This is a genomic window from Ligilactobacillus acidipiscis (genome assembly GCF_900116935.1).
In the GTDB taxonomy this organism is placed as follows: Bacteria; Bacillota; Bacilli; order Lactobacillales; family Lactobacillaceae; genus Ligilactobacillus; species Ligilactobacillus acidipiscis.
Genome location: NZ_LT630287.1, coordinates 235,875 through 253,631, shown reverse-complemented (window position 1 = coordinate 253,631; position 17,757 = coordinate 235,875). Strand labels below are relative to the sequence as shown.

Annotated in this window: 13 protein-coding genes and 2 pseudogenes; 3 read left to right on the top strand and 12 right to left on the bottom strand. The window is 37.8% G+C overall.

Translation table 11 applies throughout. From position 1 onward, the window contains the following. Positions 1-124: 124 nt before the first annotated feature. The 8 genes from BQ5903_RS01180 to BQ5903_RS01145 form a co-directional block, all read right to left on the bottom strand. Positions 125-1,069, bottom strand: a complete 945-nt coding sequence (locus BQ5903_RS01180; protein WP_079578464.1) for an AraC family transcriptional regulator — start codon at positions 1,067-1,069, stop codon at positions 125-127. Positions 1,070-1,309: 240 nt separating this feature from the next. Continuing rightward, a complete protein-coding gene (locus BQ5903_RS01175; protein ID WP_010495192.1) occupies positions 1,310-1,900 on the bottom strand; it encodes a pentapeptide repeat-containing protein in 591 nt (196 codons plus the stop codon). A 155-nt stretch (positions 1,901-2,055) separates the two neighbouring features. Beyond that, the gene (locus BQ5903_RS01170) at positions 2,056-2,604 is read right to left on the bottom strand and encodes an NADPH-dependent FMN reductase (RefSeq protein ID WP_079578462.1); all 549 of its coding nucleotides are present in this window, start codon (positions 2,602-2,604) and stop codon (positions 2,056-2,058) included. A 288-nt stretch (positions 2,605-2,892) separates the two neighbouring features. Then, positions 2,893-3,171, bottom strand: coding sequence for a hypothetical protein (locus BQ5903_RS01165; protein ID WP_010495204.1), 279 nt, complete (start codon positions 3,169-3,171; stop codon positions 2,893-2,895). A gap of 138 nt (positions 3,172-3,309) precedes the next feature. Then, positions 3,310-4,044, bottom strand: coding sequence for a hypothetical protein (locus BQ5903_RS01160; RefSeq protein WP_079578460.1), 735 nt, complete (start codon positions 4,042-4,044; stop codon positions 3,310-3,312). A gap of 17 nt (positions 4,045-4,061) precedes the next feature. After that, entirely contained in the window at positions 4,062-6,251 is a 2,190-nt protein-coding gene (locus BQ5903_RS01155; RefSeq protein ID WP_079578458.1) for a hypothetical protein, read from the bottom strand. Between the two features lie 139 nt (positions 6,252-6,390). Beyond that, the gene (locus BQ5903_RS01150) at positions 6,391-7,575 is read right to left on the bottom strand and encodes an ATP-binding protein (protein ID WP_079578456.1); all 1,185 of its coding nucleotides are present in this window, start codon (positions 7,573-7,575) and stop codon (positions 6,391-6,393) included. Between the two features lie 87 nt (positions 7,576-7,662). Further along, on the bottom strand, positions 7,663-9,222 hold the full coding sequence (locus tag BQ5903_RS01145) for a ClC family H(+)/Cl(-) exchange transporter (protein ID WP_079578454.1): 1,560 nt from the start codon (positions 9,220-9,222) through the stop codon (positions 7,663-7,665). 263 nt (positions 9,223-9,485) lie between these two features. Here BQ5903_RS01145 and BQ5903_RS01140 point away from each other — a divergent pair, with 263 nt between their 5' ends. Next, positions 9,486-10,841 (top strand): threonine/serine exporter family protein, encoded by a 1,356-nt coding sequence (locus BQ5903_RS01140; RefSeq protein ID WP_010495212.1) that lies wholly within the window; start codon positions 9,486-9,488, stop codon positions 10,839-10,841. A gap of 272 nt (positions 10,842-11,113) precedes the next feature. Here the strand turns inward: BQ5903_RS01140 and BQ5903_RS01135 are convergent, their stop codons facing one another. Then, positions 11,114-11,680 (bottom strand): TetR/AcrR family transcriptional regulator, encoded by a 567-nt coding sequence (locus BQ5903_RS01135; RefSeq protein ID WP_231920888.1) that lies wholly within the window; start codon positions 11,678-11,680, stop codon positions 11,114-11,116. Positions 11,681-11,827: 147 nt separating this feature from the next. On the opposite strand from BQ5903_RS01135, the gene BQ5903_RS01130 reads away from it, so the two are divergent. Continuing rightward, positions 11,828-12,622 (top strand): hypothetical protein, encoded by a 795-nt coding sequence (locus tag BQ5903_RS01130; RefSeq protein WP_010495216.1) that lies wholly within the window; start codon positions 11,828-11,830, stop codon positions 12,620-12,622. A 55-nt stretch (positions 12,623-12,677) separates the two neighbouring features. Here BQ5903_RS01130 and BQ5903_RS01125 read toward each other — a convergent pair whose 3' ends face one another. Together BQ5903_RS01125 and BQ5903_RS01120 are read right to left on the bottom strand one after the other, a co-directional pair. Further along, complete coding sequence (locus BQ5903_RS01125) at positions 12,678-13,025, bottom strand: DUF1516 family protein (protein ID WP_010495219.1); 348 nt, start codon at positions 13,023-13,025, stop codon at positions 12,678-12,680. Positions 13,026-13,106: 81 nt separating this feature from the next. Next, positions 13,107-13,751: pseudogene (locus tag BQ5903_RS01120) on the bottom strand (DUF3387 domain-containing protein); the annotation flags it as partial. Positions 13,752-13,896: 145 nt separating this feature from the next. Between BQ5903_RS01120 and BQ5903_RS01115 the strand changes: the two are divergent. Then, positions 13,897-15,180: an ISL3 family transposase gene (locus BQ5903_RS01115; protein ID WP_079578369.1), complete on the top strand. Its 1,284-nt coding sequence runs from the start codon at positions 13,897-13,899 to the stop codon at positions 15,178-15,180. A gap of 80 nt (positions 15,181-15,260) precedes the next feature. On the opposite strand, the pseudogene BQ5903_RS01110 reads toward BQ5903_RS01115, so the two are convergent. After that, a pseudogene (locus BQ5903_RS01110) lies at positions 15,261-17,729 on the bottom strand (type I restriction endonuclease subunit R); the annotation flags it as partial. Between the last annotated feature and the right edge of the window lie 28 nt (positions 17,730-17,757).

Genomic DNA, 17,757 nt, shown 5'->3' with positions numbered 1-17,757 from the left:
ACGAAAAAGATGCGAACTAGCATGACAACAACAAAAAGTAGTCCTTAAGGGAAAAGTATGAATAATTCAGGAACAAAGAATTATCAAAAAATAACAAAATAATCTTGTTATATTGTACACAACGTTATTTTTGTGCTAGCTTTTCCCGCATTTTTGCAGGTGATACTTCATAATGAGCCTTAAACTTTTTATAGAAAAAGGACTTAGAGGTATACCCGACAAAATTCACAATATCGTTGATCGTATATGCGGGGTTTTTCAGAAGTTCAATGGCTTGTTTCATGCGTTCATTTTCGACTAATTCTTTGTATGAATATCCCGTAGTTTGTTTAAGTTCAGTCGACAAATAACTAGGATTATAACCAAAAAAACGCGCCATTGAACTCAAAGAAATATTTTGAAAATTTTTTTCAATATAATTAGTAAAATCAGAGATCTGATATTTTGACTGCAAGTTAACATTGCCCGCGTCAACATAGCAATCATTTTCCAATAACGACAATACTAGTATCGCAAGCAAGTGAGAAACTTTATCGCAATATAATAATTTCGGTTCAACGTACTCTATCAATACTCGGTCGATCACATAACTTGAATTGTCTACCTTAGGTGCATTAAAAATAACATAATGATCTTTACCGTAAGCACTGATTATTTTGTTGAGCAAGCTCGTCACCGACAACCGCGTGTTATACACATTTTCTAAAAAATTTTTGAGTTCAAACGATGCATCCATATTGATCCGCACTAAAACATCACCCCAGTGCAAGGGCAATAATGTATATTCAGTCTCTTGATCAAAAAAGATAAAATTGCCACTAGTAAGAGGAAATTCCTTATTAAAAGTTTTAAAAACCATTTTGCCGCTAAATACAAATAAAATTTCCGGACCATCTGTTTGGTGATGGTGTTCTCTTTGTCCATCAATTTTTTCGATTTTCACTGTCATTCGTGGGCTTTTGGCGCTGATCTTACTCATAGTTTTTAGTACAAAATCATCTTTGCCAGGCAATTGCTCTTGCATCATCAATTGTTTAAAAATATATTCTCCGATCGTCGTTTGATCCATCGTTTACATTCTCCCCACTCTTCCAAAAACCTTACCGTCATTTTGAACTAGCAATTTGTTAATTTTTGAGCAATTTTGCTCAAAAAGAAAAAGAGGTGCCCGTTTCATAGAAAGTATCCTCTATCATTCTATACATTTAAGTATACGGTTACAAGTAGCAATTACAAATGCATCATTTGAAAAATTAGTTGCCTATTTTTAAATAAGATGCTTATTTGTCATCTTCCGGTCAAGCTTACTCTATTCTTTAAACTTAACTCCTAAAAGGCCAGCAAAAGCTGTTGCTTGCAGTGGTGCAATAATACATTCCTTGACCAAAGAAGGTGTCACGATCAGATCGTCAAAATAACTGGTCGAAAGATCAAGTCCCCTTAACGATGTGTCTAAAAAATCAACACCATTCATTTCACAATTGTGGCAAAGCAGTTTTTTCTTGCTTTTAGTTTCTTGAAAATAAGCTTCCAACAAACTTGTATCAACAAAAGAACTAGCATCGATCTTTGAACTGGAAAAGTTGCAGTAATCAGCTTTTGAGTCCTTCACCGTAACATTTTTCCAAGTATTATTAGAAAAATTAGTCCCCATTAGTTGATACTTGTTGAACACTGTTTGGAAAAAACAACTCTCAGAGAAATTATTGTTTAAGAATTGACAGCTTTTAAACTCGCATTCAACCCATTCACTGTGAGAAAAATCTGTTTGTTCAAAAGTACAATTCTTGAAAGCAACTGCGCTAAAACTAAGTTGGTCGGAAGAATACGTAAAATGACATTCTTCATACGTTTTTTCTGAATCAACATCATCTAGACTTAAGTTTTGCCCTTGAATCACTTTACCCACTCCTGCTCATTTATTTTCTTACTTTGAATCCTAGCTTAAGAAGACATGAACTACAAGAGAAATTACTTGTAAAAAAGGAACGCCCCCCTTCAAGTGAATGAAAAGAGCACGCTCCTTTTGATATTATTGTATTTAAATGACGCAAATTAGCCGATAAACTTAGCAGCGAATTCACTAAATGACTTGCCGGCACCTGCCAAGAATTCTTTTGTTCCTTCGTTAGTGATGTTACCCTTATCATCAGCTAAATCAGCAGTATTACCGATGTATAATTCTGGTTGTTCCATTGTTGGCATATCCAAGAATACTAATGATTGACGCAATGAATGATGGGCCAATACACCTGAGATACCTGAGATCGATTGTGAAGCAACCAAAGCTGGCTTGCCAGCCCATACACTTTGACCCCAAGGACGTGAAGCAACATCCAAAGCATTCTTCAAAGCGGCTGAAATGTTACGGTTATGTTCTGGTGTGACAAAGATAAATGCATCTTGAGCTTTAACATTCTTACGGAATTCTTCGTAAACTGCAGGAGAATCTGCATCAAGATCTTGATTGTACAAAGGAAGATCTGCGATTTTTAAAAAGTTTACTTCTGAACCTTCTGGTAAACCTGCAGTAATAGCCTTTGCAACACCCTCTGAATAAGAATTTTTACGAGTTGAACCTACAATTACACCATATTTTGTCATATTTATTCTCCTTTTCTTACTAAAAGTAACTAAATTCTCAATAAATTTATTCTATCACCTTACTTACAAAAAGCAAGTAAATTTTTAAAATTTATTTGAATCATTTTAGGATAAATCAATAACAGCTGCCAGCACAATCAAGTGATCGCTTACAAAACAAATGTACCATTTTTTTGTTAAATACTGCAAGCAAACTTATCACTTTAAAGCAAAAAAGCCGGCATTCATGCCAGCACAATACTTTATTTACATTTCATTGAATGGTTCAATTGATATTTACCGATAAAACTACTCGTCAACTTCACCTAAAATTTTAGTTTCAATTTGCCTTTTGATTTTTTCAGCTTGGATCGGGTCACTATCTTCATAGAGCTTGACTGCTTTACGCAAATTATCCATATCTTGTTGGTCAAATGAAAAATCCAAGTCAAACTCTTGCCAACTATTGGCGATACCTTCGTTAAAACGCTGGATCACAGAATTATCATCATTAACATATAGATCATAATCTGGAAATTCTGCTAACAAATGGTACCCTTCTAAGTCATCTTCATAATTGGAGTTCATAATGATCAATTCCTTCCTGCAGTAAAAATAAATACTCTTAATTTACCACAAAGAGTTTTAAATTATATCCTTTAGTTTAACAGATTCAAAAACATTTTGCTCGAATCTGCAGAAATTTTCTTTCTATGAGTGGACACTTTAACTCAATTCACCAAAAAAATGAGAATTCAATTGTAAATAATCGATTTCACCAAGCGGTGCTTGCAGCTTATGTTCTTCAATCAGCTGAGAAATATGCAGACTGTTGGCTTGAGATAATGGAGTGGTTGTTATTTGAGAAATATTCAACCACAAGTAGGCACCTAAAAAGTCTCCAATAGAACTAATGACTTGGGCGTCTTCTTTAGAAAAACTGGCCGTAGCCGGTAAATGATATTCACTTAAAACATAGTGATAAATAGTTGGATAGATACGAAAATTGAACACATGGTCCGCTGAAACCTCATTTTTTTCAAAAAATAAATCGGCAACATGCAGTAATTGCTGATAGATACCATTCAATTCCAAATTAAAATTCAATCTCTCGTTTTGATCTAAATTTCTGAGTCCACGCAATTGCCGTTTATTTACAGGTTGTTTAACAGTCCCATTATTTTGTAAATTATGTCGGTTCGGCTGGTTGATCAACAATACGATCTCGTTTTGTTGGAATTTTTCTTCTGCATGGGCCAGACGCAAGTTACCGTCTGACGTTAAAACTAAAATAAAATCATCGGCATATGTGAGACCATTTTGTTTTAAAAACGCAAAAATTGTTGCGTCATCGTAATTAGCTATTCTTTGCTGGTTCTTGAGTATTGGGCTCAAAAAATCAAACGATCGATAATCTTGCAACCACGAAAATTGCTGCGGCCTAAAAACATTCAAAGGCATTTTCTTCCTCCTCACTATTACATTGAATAATCCTTCAAGATCAAAGCTTTCATGTTCTGAGGTTCCTGCCGAACAATTTGTTTGATCAAGGGCATTTGATTGCTGTATCTTTTTTGTTCTTCTTTATTATAATTGTTCATAAAAATAATCTGTCGTTGTTTTAACCTCTGTTGGTAAGAAATCAAGTCTGACTTGGCAAAACAAAAATCACTGATAATGACATGCACTGCTTCAGCTGTATCAAAAATATCTTGAAACACAGGCTGCAGATCTGTGCCGCTGCTTGGAAAATAACTTAATTGTTGCTTAAGTTTGGCAAAATCATGTTCAAAATATCTTTTGCCGGCTCTAAAATGAACCTTTTCTCCCAACTCAGCAGCAAACAAACACACTGACAGTGACTGATCCTGTGCTACAGTCGCCTTTATAACTGACAATACTTTAGACACCTGTTTGATCGAAACCGAACCGGACACGTCAAGATAGACACAGATCTCAGCCCGGTAATTCTTTTTTCGTGCAATATGAGCCATGTCTAGCCGCTCTGGAAAAGCATAATGCCGACGATACCACTCTATTTTATTACCAACAGCCAGATCCTTCCGCAGCTTACGCAATTTAAGCCGCAATGGGGGCAAAGGACGAGTTTTGCTCAAACGGTATTGAAGCTGCTTTAACTGACCGCCTGATTTGGAATAATCAATTTCTGGAAACTCAACTTGTGCTTCTCTAAATGCTTCATTCGCCAAGCCTAACAGCTGACGTGCCATGTGCTCAGCTTTATTTTTCGACTGACTTTCAGAAGAGTTGGTCAACTGGTCGAAGAAGCGTTGATTGATTTCAAAAATATCTCCGCCGCTCAACCCGACTTTCCCTCCGCCTCCAAGACTAGCTGGACTTGTACCCGTAGTCATTTGTTGCTGCTCTTGACTGCTGTTTTCATTGAGCGCATTTTGATGAGCTTCTTTTTGGGCATCCTCTTTTTGTGCTCGCGGCGGTAAATGCGGCTGATAACTAACTTGATGCATTTTTTGTAACAGATTTAAAATCAAGCCTTTCTGTTTTAATAACAAAATTGAATTATTACTCAAAAACGACTCGATCCTCTGGAAACCAAAAGAATTTAGCTGCTGTTTTTCAGCTTCAAATTTTGGCTGACGTATAGCAGTATTTAACAAATCAATATCAGCTTTTGTCAGCAAATTTTGACTAACGACCTGCGTCGAACATAGTGCTCGCGAACCGCCAAAGAGCACATTTGTACCTAAATCATTTAAAAGAGAGCTATTAATATTGAAATCAGTAATAATACTGTCCAGATCTCCACTGCTTAAAACTGGAAAACCTAAAACAGTCACGTTCGGATGATCAGCAAAAAAAGCCGCGAACTGCTGATTTCTATTTGGTGAACCAGGGACATACCCAGGTTGAGTCAGCAGATCACCACGTAAAATATGACGCGCTTCATGCAGCAAAAAAGTTAAAACAGCATGCTCACTTCTGATTTGATCTTGTGGTCCGTCAAAATACGCTAAACACACAGCTAATAAACGACTGGGTGAGTAAAACAAAAAGTTATCACTAACGGTCTCCTCTAAAGTCGATTGTTTACTAGCAGTAAAAATCTGTTCAGCTCCCAGTAAAGAAACAGCACACGGTGACTCCATCGCGGGTGTTTCCGCGTAAACTGGCGTTAAAGCTGCCAAAACGTTTAATTCAGGTGCGATCTTTCCCATTTCGATCTCAGGATCATTTTTTACCAAAAGTGGTAAAGCACTTAAATACGAACGCCAAACCACAGGTTCAAAGGGATCAGCCAAAACATCGGCAAAAGTTGCAATACTCCCGCCATGTTTGATTTGTTCGGTGCTATTAACTTGACCACGCGATTTTTGGACAGTCTTCAAATACTGCAGTGCCATGGAATTCTTTTGATATTCAAACCAGTGCTCGCTTGTACGTTGACGAAAATCAACAAATTTATCCTGTAATTCTTTTTCCCTCAAGTAATGTTGCGATTCTATTTTTAAAACTCGTTGATCCATTAAGTTTACTGAATAATTGGCCTTTAACATCTTTAATTCCTCTTGCGTAAAGATCGTGCATGCACTTTCTACAGCAGCACGTTGATAACAAGCAGTCTTAACATACTGAGGAAAAAGACTACCAAAATATAAAATAGCTTCTTCTTTATCTCTAAGCTGCATACCAAAAGCACCACCTTTTTACCAAGATCCTTGGATAATTCACTAACCCGGTCTGCTCAACGTTTTTAATCTAATTCTAGAGTACAAAAAATCATCTCTAAAATGCTAGAAAGCACACCATAACGCTGAAACTTTCTCACTATACATTATTGACCGACATTTCCATTACCAACTGCATAAATCGTGGATCTTTTCTCAAATACAGGTTAGTTTGTGGATATCTTTGTTGCAATACGCCCGTTTCAACTTGAGTATGCATAAATCTCGCGATCGCCGTTTGATCATTTGTCTGTAAATAATCTAAAAATATCTGAGCATATCCACGTTGTGCTTCACTTTCTAAGTCCTGCTCGACCGGACGTAATGCCGAACTAAAAAATGCCATCTTTCTGCCAGTTGACAGGCTAGTAAATTTGGCTTGATCAGGTTTTTCTAACAAAGCAAATATATCCAATGAATCTCCCGTGGTTAAATACGTCAGAAATTGCTCCCCACAATCATTACCGATCATCGAAAAAACTGCCGCACGTAATAACACTGGATCATTTTTGATTGCTGGATCTGTAAGAAAACTAGACAGCCGTGTCCATGAACGAGGCGTTGCTCCAGTTCCATCGGCACTTTTAGAAGGTTGATACAATAATTGTCTTTGTTCGTTATAAGACTTGCTGCCAATAAAGTCTACAACTTCCGGAGCAACTTCATTGGCATACGCCCAGTCCAGCCATCCCTTAGGTTCCAATTGAATAAAGAGTGGATTGATCCTGTCCCTAGTAGCTGTATCTAATTCATTGACATCATTTTCGACCACCTCTTCATCAGAAAAAATATTTTCGGCCGTATTTCCCGCTCCGATCACAAACACATTTGCCGGTAAACTATTCCCTGGCAAACGGTTTTCCAATAACAGCTGCATGATCGTTTGCTTCATAAATTCGTCTCCACGATTAAATTCATCCAAAAATAAAAAGTGCGGTGTTGTCGGATCCTTTATAGCATGTTCTTTTAGCTTTCTGATACTGGCATTCAAAGCATGTAAAACTTGTGCCGTTTGGCTCTTCTCATCAACGTGTGAAATAGGCATCGCAAGTGAACCGCCAAATTCAGCGTTAATATCGATTACACAGATGTGTTGCGGGTCACCGACCATTTGTCTGATACCTTGAGTTTTACCGACCCCCGGTAGTGAATAAAGAACAAATGTATGCTTATCCGTTGGTCTACCCGCTAGGATCTCTTGCATTTGAAAGTCTGTATCAAACTTGATCAATTTTAAAGCTGTATTTAGTGAAATAAAATTCTGTTGCTTTTTATCTTCTGCCATTTTCCACTCACTTCCTTTTTCGTGATCCTTACCTTTATATTAATTTCGCTTTCTTTTTATCTCAAACAAACAGGCCTATAGTTTTAGTTACCCTTCTTCTAACGGCTTATTTAAATCTTCCAATTGCTCACGCACCGTAGCACTAAAGTTTGTGTCAACTAAAACGATCAATGTATCTCCCGCACTGATCAACGTATCACCATTTGGAATAGCAGTCTTTTCACCACGTCTGACCCCGATCAACAAGGTATTAGCGGGCCATTTGATATCTCTGACCTGCTGACCAACAAAACGGCTGTCATCGAAAACAGGTAATTCTACTTGATCATTTTTCCCACTAATAACTTGCAGTTTTTGCTCAATAGTCATTCGTTCCAAAAGCGACTCATAAATTGGTGCACCGCCCAAAAGGTCAACTACAATATAGGCTACAAGTGACGTTAAGGCTAATGGTACCAAGTGTTGGAGCGACCCCACCATTTCAGTTACTAATAAAATAGCCGTAAATGGCGCTTTCCCGATCCCGGCAAAATAGCCAGCCATCGCGAATACCAACATATCTACTAAATATTTAGCCGGCAATAAATGAAGCTGCAAAACAACGGCTCCATACAACATACCGATCACAGCACCTAAAGTTAAAATCGGTAAAAAGATCCCACCAGGAAGTCCAGAACCATATGAAACCATCGAAAAAACAAAGCGCAAGATGAGCAGCAAAAACAAGGTACTGATCACAGGTGAGATATGGGCCATTTGAATAATAATAGAATTTCCCCCGCCTAATGTTCCAGAAAAAAAGTAACCAACAGGAAGCAATAAGAGTAGAGCAATTATTCCGTGATAAGCACGAGGTATCCTACCCAATATTTTTCGATACCAAACAGAACTCTGTAACAAGACTCGTTGATAAAAGAAACCGAATAAACCTAAAACAGCCCCCAAAAACAACAAGTGCCAGTAATACTTAAGCGGCAATCCAGGTACAGAACCGACATGTAAAACAGTCTCTAAACCAAAAACATTCATCGAAACAACATCTGAAGTGATCGAAGCAGAAAGAGCACCCATCCATACTAGGGGTGAGAAATTATGATAAACTTCTTCCAAAATAAATAGAGTTCCAGCGATCGGTGCGTTGAAAGCAGCCGACAAGCCAGCAGCAGCTCCACTGGCGATCAAAACTCGTTGCCCTCTTTTGGAGCTTTCGGTATATTCGGCAACCCCTTGGCCAACTGCGCCACCCAACTGGATCGATGGACCTTCCCGTCCTAAAAACAGTCCCGGCCCGATCGCCAAGACGCCTGCAACAAACTTACGCCACAAAATCGACCACCATTTGAACCGAAATTTTCCAGCCAATTGACCTTCGATCTCGGGGATCCCGGAACCAGAAATGTGCGGTTGCTGGGTTACCAATTTACCGATCAAAAGACCTATCAAAAGCAAAATAAAAGCTAGGACCAAAAGGAAAGCCGGATACTGATGAGTCAACTGAAAAGCTTGCTTCCAAAGAACCAAAGACTTTTCAATTAACCACCGAAACGACCCGACAACAACACCTGACAAAGCACCTATCACGACTCCTTTTAGGATATATGTCAGGTGTGCCGAATTAATTTTCACTTTTTGACCTTCTCTTTTCATTGAAACCTCCGTCTAACTCCCACTAAATTTATATATAGATAGTTCTAAACCGTATGCATCACTCTTCATATTATAGCCCCGGCCATATCTAATGACAAACTTTTTGAAAATTTTCTTAAATAACATGTGCTATAATGAAAAACGTTGAAAACACAAACTAGAACAACACTAATAAATATAAGAATTTGACATATACTGGATCTTAGTTGGCCAGTCTTTTCTGAAATTTATTTAACATTTTAAAATTTAGCGGAGGAATTATCATGTCTGAGGATAGTCATCTCATCAAAAATACTATTCATCTTACAAATAAGAACCATATGGAAATACCTTGGGTCAAGGTAGTGGGAGATGGAGGTCAAACACCTGCTATCAAATCATCTTTGGCAGAAAAATCGACGATCATCGGACGTGTCGGGATCATCTTGCTTTCTTGCGGTACTGGAGCTTGGCGTGTCCGGGACTCAATGAACACGATTGCTCGGATCCTCGGAGTATCTTGCTCCGCGGACATCGGGTTGGTCACGATCGAATATACATGTTTTGACGAACATCAAAGTATCACCCACTCTCTTTCATTGCCTTCAAGCGGTGTAAATACTGACAAACTGGCAGAGATGGAATCTTTCGTCAAAGCCTTTGAAAAAGAAGGAGCTTTTTTCAGTATCAATGAAGTCCATGACACACTTGACAAAATCATGGGCAAAAAGACCAATTACAAACCCTTTATCCAGGGAATGGCTGCTGCTTTAGCTTGCAGTGCCTTCGTTTTTCTATTAGGAGGTGGACCAATTGAAATGCTTTGTTCCTTTTTTGGAGCGGGACTGGGAAATTGGTTGCGTGCCATGATGAACAGCAAGCACATGACACTTTTTGCTGGTTTAGGAGCTGGTGTTGCTGTTGCTTGTTTTACTTATTTGGTCATTTCACGCGGCCTAGAACTAACTTTTAACATTAACATTGGTCACGAAGCTGGTTATATCGGTTCAATGCTCTTTGCGATCCCAGGTTTCCCATTTATTACGAGTGGACTAGATATTGCTAAGTCTGATATGCGTTCAGGAATCGAACGTGTCGTCCACGCTGTTACGATTATTTTAGTAGCAACTCTAGTTGGTTGGATCGTAGCTTTAGCAAGCGACCTAAAACCTGACAAATTTATTCCCTTAAACTTGAGTCCACTGGCTTTGATGCTGCTGCGTTTGCCTGCCAGTTTTTGCGGTGTCTTCGGTTTCTCTATTATGTTTAATAGTCCTAAAAAAATGGCTGCTACTGCCGGTTTGATTGGCGCAATCGCCAACACATTAAGACTCGAACTAGTTGATATAACATCGATCCCACCGGCTGCTGCCGCTTTTTTTGGAGCACTAGCTGCTGGGTTACTTGCTTCATTCGTATACAAGAAGATGGGGTACCCGCGGATCTCACTGACTGTCCCATCTATAGTGATCATGGTTCCTGGTTTATACATGTACCGAGCAATGTATTACGTTGGCGTGGGGACAATCGCAAGTGGCGCACAATGGTTCATCAACGCCGCGATGATCGTTTTATTCTTACCATTAGGATTGATCGTAGCGCGGATCATTATGGACCCGGACTGGAGATATTCTGGATAGATAAAATTAAAAAAGCAATGATTTCCATTTTTTAACGTGGAGATCATTGCTTTTTTTGCAGTGTGTGGGCACGACTGTTTTTAAATATTGTGATAAAAAACACAGTTATAAAAATAACGTATATAAGGGAGGTGAAATGTGTGACTAAATTAAGTATGAAAAACATGCCCTACCATCACGGTATGAAAGTATGATGCTACTTATAAGTTCATACTAGTATTGAAGCAAATTATTCACTACATACTTAAGAACATTATTTATATTTAGTCTCACTAGTGTAATAACTCCAAGTTGGCTTGTACGATCTTCTTATTAGTTTTGACCAAGGTTTCATAGTCTACTTCATCTGAATGACTAAACCAGTAAACATACGTATCGATCAGTCCCGAAGATAAATACTTCAGGATCACTTTATTGTCCTCAGCAACTCTTTCAGACAATAAGGAATCACATAAAGTTTCAAAAACCATTTTCTGCAATTTTTCTACAAGTAAATGTTGTTGCTGATTTAAGCATAAATATTTAAAACCGCGATAATTTTGCATCAAAATTTGATGAAAAACATTCAATAACCCTTCTGCACCGTACTTAGCATTGGATAAAGCCTGATATACTTCAAAAGACATTTGGTCTTGATAATCTTCAAAAATATCGCTCACATTTGAATAATGAATATAAAAAGTGCGCCGGTCGATGTGAGCAGTCCGACATAATTCTGTTACTGTAATTTTTTCGATTGTTTTATTTTCAAGCAATTTAAACAAAGCTTGGGTCAGTGCTGCTTTAGTTTTAATAACCCGTTGATCCATTTTTTCGCCTTCCTTTAAGTTAATGCTCACTTTTACAAATATTGGTGCTAAATGTTTTACTGTCAGCCTTATACTAGTGCACAAGTCAGGCATTTGACTAGCAAAAACCCTTATTTGTTTTCGAGCTTTCTGAAACAAGAGTTTCACTAAGCTCTGTTTTTAAAGGAGGAATGTTCTATGTGGAATTTTGTTAACGGGATCTTTGCGACTTATCATGGCACAGGTTATTCTCTGCAAGACTTTGTCACAGCCTTCGATCCAGCAAACCCTAATTTTATCAAGGTGTTGCTTGTTGCTGGATTAACCTTTGCGATCGGCTTTATAGAATATATCTACAGTTTCATTTTGATCAATCGTGAAGGCAGTTCACCCTACAATATAATGATGCACTCATATTACTTTGCGATCGATTCAATGGGGATCTTTGTTTTCGCCACGGCTTCACATGCAGTTGGCGGACTATGGGTCTTCACATTTGCTTCATTAGCCGAAGTTGTCTGGACATTATTTGAAGTTTATAACTTGATCAAATGTGTCTACGTTGAGCGCCAAGAGATCTGGGGCGACATTACGACTAAAGAAGCTTGGCAGCGTGTATTCGGCTGGGTTGTGGTAATGATTGGAACGGTAAACCTCTTCCGGATATTCATGAATGACCCCGCCATGTTCAAATGGTATATTTTCACCAATATTTTAATGGGTATCATGCCAGGACTTTATTGGGAAAAACGAGGCACTCGGATCGGTGCTTCCTGGGGCTTAGCGATCGTGATCTTGATCGGGACAGTCAATTCATTCTTGCCAACCAATATGTGGGCATCAGTCAGTCCTTACTTCACTTTCGCCGATAACCCATGGTTCTACGTAATCGGCGTAATCTCCATTTTCTTTGCTTGTCGTGCTTTTTGGGTATTAAAGAAATTGCCGCCAAAACCAAAAACTTTGTCAAACGGTAAAAAAACTATTTGGTAAAAACAAAGTGAGCTAACTCGATTTTCACAAATCTTGTTAGCTCACTTTTACTTTATTATATTACTGGGTATCCGCCGCTTAACCATAGTCCTAGGCCACCTACGACCAAAACCATCACAATAACCATCCACATAATGCCAATAGAAAATTGACCCTTGGTTTTCTTTCCAAATGCCATTTCGATCAACCCGATCACTAGTATGGCCACTATTATCTTAACAACCGTTAGAACTGGTTTTTCACTCCAAGCATATTTTGTCATGAAAATTCCACTAACGATCAAAACTAAGTAACAAACACGTGTGACCATCGCCCAAATTTTTGTTTTTTGAGCTGGACTGACCAATCCAATGATCATTGATACTAATAAAATAATTCCAAAAATCAAATGTAACCAAGACATCCCTGCCCATCCTCCTTTAAAAATTTAGTTCACCGTATATTATACAATGCCAGCGCAAATACAAAGTTAGCATGCTAAATTCTAACTTTCATTCAACGCCATTTTTTCAGCTTGTTCAACGACAGTAGTAACAGCTTGTGGAGCAATATCAGGCGGATAACCATATTTGCGCAAAAGGTGCTTAACGGCGATTCTCATACTTGCCTGGACATTCTTCCTTCGCTCCCAGTCAACCCCAGCTTCTTTTCTAACTAATTTAACCAATTCGGCAGCAATTAAATGCAGTTTTTCTTCGCCTAATTCCTTTATTGCTTTATCATGGTCAGCTAATGCATCATAGAAAGCTATTTCTTCTTTAGATAATCCCAGATCCTTACCTTTTTCTTGTTCAGCATTAATTTCTTTAGCCATTTCTATCAGTTTTCTGATGACAAGTTCACTTGTTATTCCACGTTTATTGTATTTTTCAATGGATTCTTCCAACATTTCTTGAAACTTTCTTGATTTAACGATATTGGTTTTCTGCATCGCTTTGACTTTACCTTTTAATAGTTTTTCAAGTAAAACAATAGCTACATCCTTTTCTTGCATCTCACCAACCTGTTGTAAAAACTTGTCAGAAATCAAATCCAGTGCTGGCCTTTCTAAGCCTAAATCTCTATAAATATCCACATCAGGCTCAGAAATAATAGATTGATCTAATAGCTGACTCATACGATAATTAACGGTTCTATACTTTTTCCTGTTGATAGCTTACTTAACATGGTAATCTATTAGCAGGATTTTTTAGTGCAAAATAAAAAAGGCCCATAAGCCTCGCACCTAAAAAATCCACCCACTACAGTATCATTTTTAAAGGACGTGAAAACTTATGGACCCTGTAGATAATAATATAAAATTTGCGCTCAGTATTAAAGACCCAAATGTGGTTTTTTACAAATATAACTATCAAGTGATTAAAGCTAAGCGCGCAAAAGTATATATAGCCACGGTTAAGTTCGACCAGAAACATTGCGCTAACTGTGGCTTTTGCGAGCTAATTCATAATGGACACTACGTATCACGCGTGACCTATCTGGCAGCGAATGCGAGTGAACCAGTTTATTTAGAACTCCATAAAGAACGCGTCATTTGTCGTAATTGTAAAGCGTCGTTTATGGCTACTTCTGATGTGGTAGACAAGTACTGTTGTATCTCCCGAGCCACGCGTCAGAAAGTGTTTATGAGTCTACAAGACGACCGCACTCAAGCTAGCATTGCGATCGATGCCGGCATATCAGCTAGCACTGTCTGTCGTTACTTAGACAACTATGATGACTTATTTCGCAGAAATCTTAACTATCTACCGGTTCATCTCGCCATGGATGAATTTAGAGGAATTGGTGGTCGGCTCCATTTCATCTGTATTAATGGCGCTGGTGAGCACGAAATTCAACAAATTCTGCCAGACCGATTCAAGCAAAGTATTACTGATTATTTTAAACAATTTCCAGCAAGTGTTCGAGCACGTGTCAAAACAGTTACCGTAGATCTAAATAGTTACTATCAAGACATTGCCAAGGCAATGTTTCCGCAGGCAAAAATTGTGATCGACCGCTTTCACATCGTTGCAATGATGACTCGAGCTTTTAATCAAACTCGGGTGCAAACCATGAAAAAGTACAATAAAAGATCCTATGAATATCGCACGTTAAAGTTCGCCTGGCGGCTTTATTTGAAGTATGCCGGAAATCTAGATGAGGAACATGTCTTTTATGACCGACACCTGCGAAAACAACTCACACAACTAGAACGTGTAGAACAAGGACTGACAATTAACGAAGAACTTAAAGCATCGTACGAGTCGATGCAAAGCATCATGGAAAACCTTAAGAATCAAGACAAAGACAAGCTTGTGGAAGATCTATATACAAATCAAAATATAAGTCCCTACATGAAAGCAGTGTTTCAAACGTTCAAAAAGAACTTAGTGGTTGTACTCAACGCCAGTGAATCGGACTATACGAATGGCCCAGTCGAAGGCATGAATCGAATGATTAAACAAATTCAACGCACAGCATTTGGATTCCGTAATTACCATCATATGATTTCACGTATTAAGTTACGGCAAATGAGAACAAAACCAATGAAAAAAACAGAGTTGAAAGTCGCATGACTTTCAACTCTGTAAAAGCTATTCATCAACAGGATTTGACAAAGAGCCTAATTAACCTCGCTATCATCTATAGCTTGTGTTCCCTCATCACCACCAGGATTTGCTTTTAATTTAGCGATAAATACTTTTACTGCTTTAAAAAAAGCTATTTCTGGAGCAAAATCTTGAGCCTCTTCTTGAGTCGAAACCAAAGCAAATATTTTCTGAATTTGAGTAACATTATCATAAAAGTTCCGTTGCTTTTCTTCACTATCTGCCAACAGTTCATTAGCGATCTTTGTAACTGTCTTAATTCTGACTGATTTATTGTCAGAATTAAAACCACTATAATCAATGCCAAATAGGCAATCCTCTGTTATTATTTGATATTTTTCCTTTAATAAAGAAAGAGCTTCGTGAATATTAATACCAACTTGGTCTTGATCATCTTTAGAATAATGATTTAGAGCGGTTTTTAAAGCTTCCGCAATTCCTATATAATCAACTATCAAACCACTATCTTTATTCTTAAATACTCTGTTAACACGGGCAATCGCTTGGATCAGATTGTGTCCCTTCATTGGCTTATCGATATACATTGTATTCATTGCAGGAACGTCAAAACCTGTTAACCACATATCAACAACAATAACAATTTGCAACTCATCATCATTGTCCTTCATTCTTTTCTGTAAGACTAGCCGATCAGCTTTACTAGTGTGGTGCCTGGACATTTCAGGACCATCGGATGCATTCGAGGTCATGATGATTTTCATTTTTCCCTTATGTAAGTCATCGTTACCCCAGTCTGGTCTAATTTTAATTATTTCATTATAAAGTTTAACGGCATTCTTACGAGACATTTCTACAACCATTGATTTTCCAAATTGTTCAGCCTGTCTGGACTCAAAATGATGAACAAAATGCTTAGCTATACTCTCCAAGCGAGGCCTAGCACCAGCAAGTGCTTCCAGTTGGGTATATTTACGATTTCTGCGTTCATTTTCTGGTAATGAAGGATCATCATCTAGACCAGCCTCTTCAATCAACTGTTGATACTTTTCCTTTGCACTTTCTTTTAACTTCAAAGGAAAAACGTGGCTCTCATAATAAATGCGCACCGTAGCATTGTCATTTACAGCTTGTGTAATGTCATAAACATCAATATAATTACCAAAAACAGCTGTTGTTGACTTATCTTCCTTATCGATTGGGGTTCCGGTGAAGCCAACAAATGATGCATTTGGAAGTGCATCACGCAAATATTTTGCAAATCCATAGCGAATTCCATTTTCTGAAAGCTTAGCAGCCATTCCATATTGAGTTCGATGGGCTTCATCTGCCATAACGATTAGATTACTACGTTTAGTTAATACTGGCATTTCTTCTTCACCATTGTCAAAATTGGGCGAAAATTTCTGAATTGTACTAAATACTATACCACCAGAATTTCTACTCATATATTCACGAACATCTTCGCTTGTTTCAGCATGAGAAGGATCTTGTTGCAAATATTCGTGGGCAGAAGCAAAAGTCCCAAATAACTGGTCATCCAAATCATTGCGATCATTAATCACTAATATTGTTGGATTTCCAAGTTTACGGGCGGCCATTCCAGAAAAGAAGACCATTGATAAAGATTTTCCTGAGCCGGTTGTATGCCAAACAACACCAATTCTCTTATCATCGGGATCATTCAATGTATGTTCAGCGGACTTCAGAGCTTTATTGACCATATAATATTGATGATAGGCAGTTAGTATCTTTACAGTTTGGTCAGCATTGGTTTCAAAAATAACGAAGTTTTCAATGATATTCAAAAGATCTTTTGGATTAAGCATGTATTTAATTAAAATTTCAAGCTGTAAAGTCCCTGGCTCTTCTTGAATATTTTTAGGAGCGCGCCACCTCATAAAACGGTCCATACCCGCAGTTAAGGACCCTGCACGTGCATTTATACCATCAGAAATAACTAAAATTTCATTGTATTCCATATAATTTGAAATTTCAGATTTATAAGTCTGAAGCTGAGAAAAAGCTTGCTGTATCCCTACGTTTTCATTAGCAGAATCTTTGAATTCAAAAGTCACTAAGGGGAGACCATTAACAAATAGAGTAACATCTGGTCTTCTTTCCTTTTCATTTTGCCTGACAGTAAATTGGTTAGTAGCAATAAACTCATTATTATCAACTTTATTAAAGTCTATCGGATAAAGAGTTATTGTCCGTGGTTCTCCCTTATCCAAAGTTTTTACTTTAGCACCACCGATAATCAACTGATGCAGTCTATGATTATCAATCATCATGTCTGGATTGTCAGCTAAGCGTTCAAATTGCCTGACAGCCTCTTTATAAATATCAAGTTCATACCCAGGGTTAATTTTTCTTAATGCATATTCAAGCTTACCAGCCAGAAAAACATTATTATAATCTGAATTTCGCATAGCATCTATTAAATTATTCGGCCTAGTATAACTATCACTTTTATAAATTCGATATCCTATCTTTTCAAGTGAATCTAAAGCCATATTTTCTACATCTTGTTCAGTAATGTAACTGTTGCGAGACATGTAATCACCTCTTTCTTGTAAAAATGTG

What these genes read in the sequence shown, in the direction of transcription:
- BQ5903_RS01180 (WP_079578464.1), bottom strand. Translation starts at nt 1,069, where the DNA reads ATGGATCAAACGACGATCGGAGAATATATTTTTAAACAATTGATGATG.
- BQ5903_RS01130 (WP_010495216.1), top strand. Translation starts at nt 11,828, where the DNA reads ATGTGGAATTTTGTTAACGGGATCTTTGCGACTTATCATGGCACAGGT.
- BQ5903_RS01150 (WP_079578456.1), bottom strand. Translation starts at nt 7,575, where the DNA reads ATGGCAGAAGATAAAAAGCAACAGAATTTTATTTCACTAAATACAGCT.
- BQ5903_RS01165 (WP_010495204.1), bottom strand. Translation starts at nt 3,171, where the DNA reads ATGAACTCCAATTATGAAGATGACTTAGAAGGGTACCATTTGTTAGCA.
- BQ5903_RS01145 (WP_079578454.1), bottom strand. Translation starts at nt 9,222, where the DNA reads ATGAAAAGAGAAGGTCAAAAAGTGAAAATTAATTCGGCACACCTGACA.
- BQ5903_RS01155 (WP_079578458.1), bottom strand. Translation starts at nt 6,251, where the DNA reads ATGCAGCTTAGAGATAAAGAAGAAGCTATTTTATATTTTGGTAGTCTT.
- BQ5903_RS01140 (WP_010495212.1), top strand. Translation starts at nt 9,486, where the DNA reads ATGTCTGAGGATAGTCATCTCATCAAAAATACTATTCATCTTACAAAT.
- BQ5903_RS01125 (WP_010495219.1), bottom strand. Translation starts at nt 13,025, where the DNA reads ATGTCTTGGTTACATTTGATTTTTGGAATTATTTTATTAGTATCAATG.
- BQ5903_RS01115 (WP_079578369.1), top strand. Translation starts at nt 13,897, where the DNA reads ATGGACCCTGTAGATAATAATATAAAATTTGCGCTCAGTATTAAAGAC.
- BQ5903_RS01160 (WP_079578460.1), bottom strand. Translation starts at nt 4,044, where the DNA reads ATGCCTTTGAATGTTTTTAGGCCGCAGCAATTTTCGTGGTTGCAAGAT.
- BQ5903_RS01170 (WP_079578462.1), bottom strand. Translation starts at nt 2,604, where the DNA reads ATGACAAAATATGGTGTAATTGTAGGTTCAACTCGTAAAAATTCTTAT.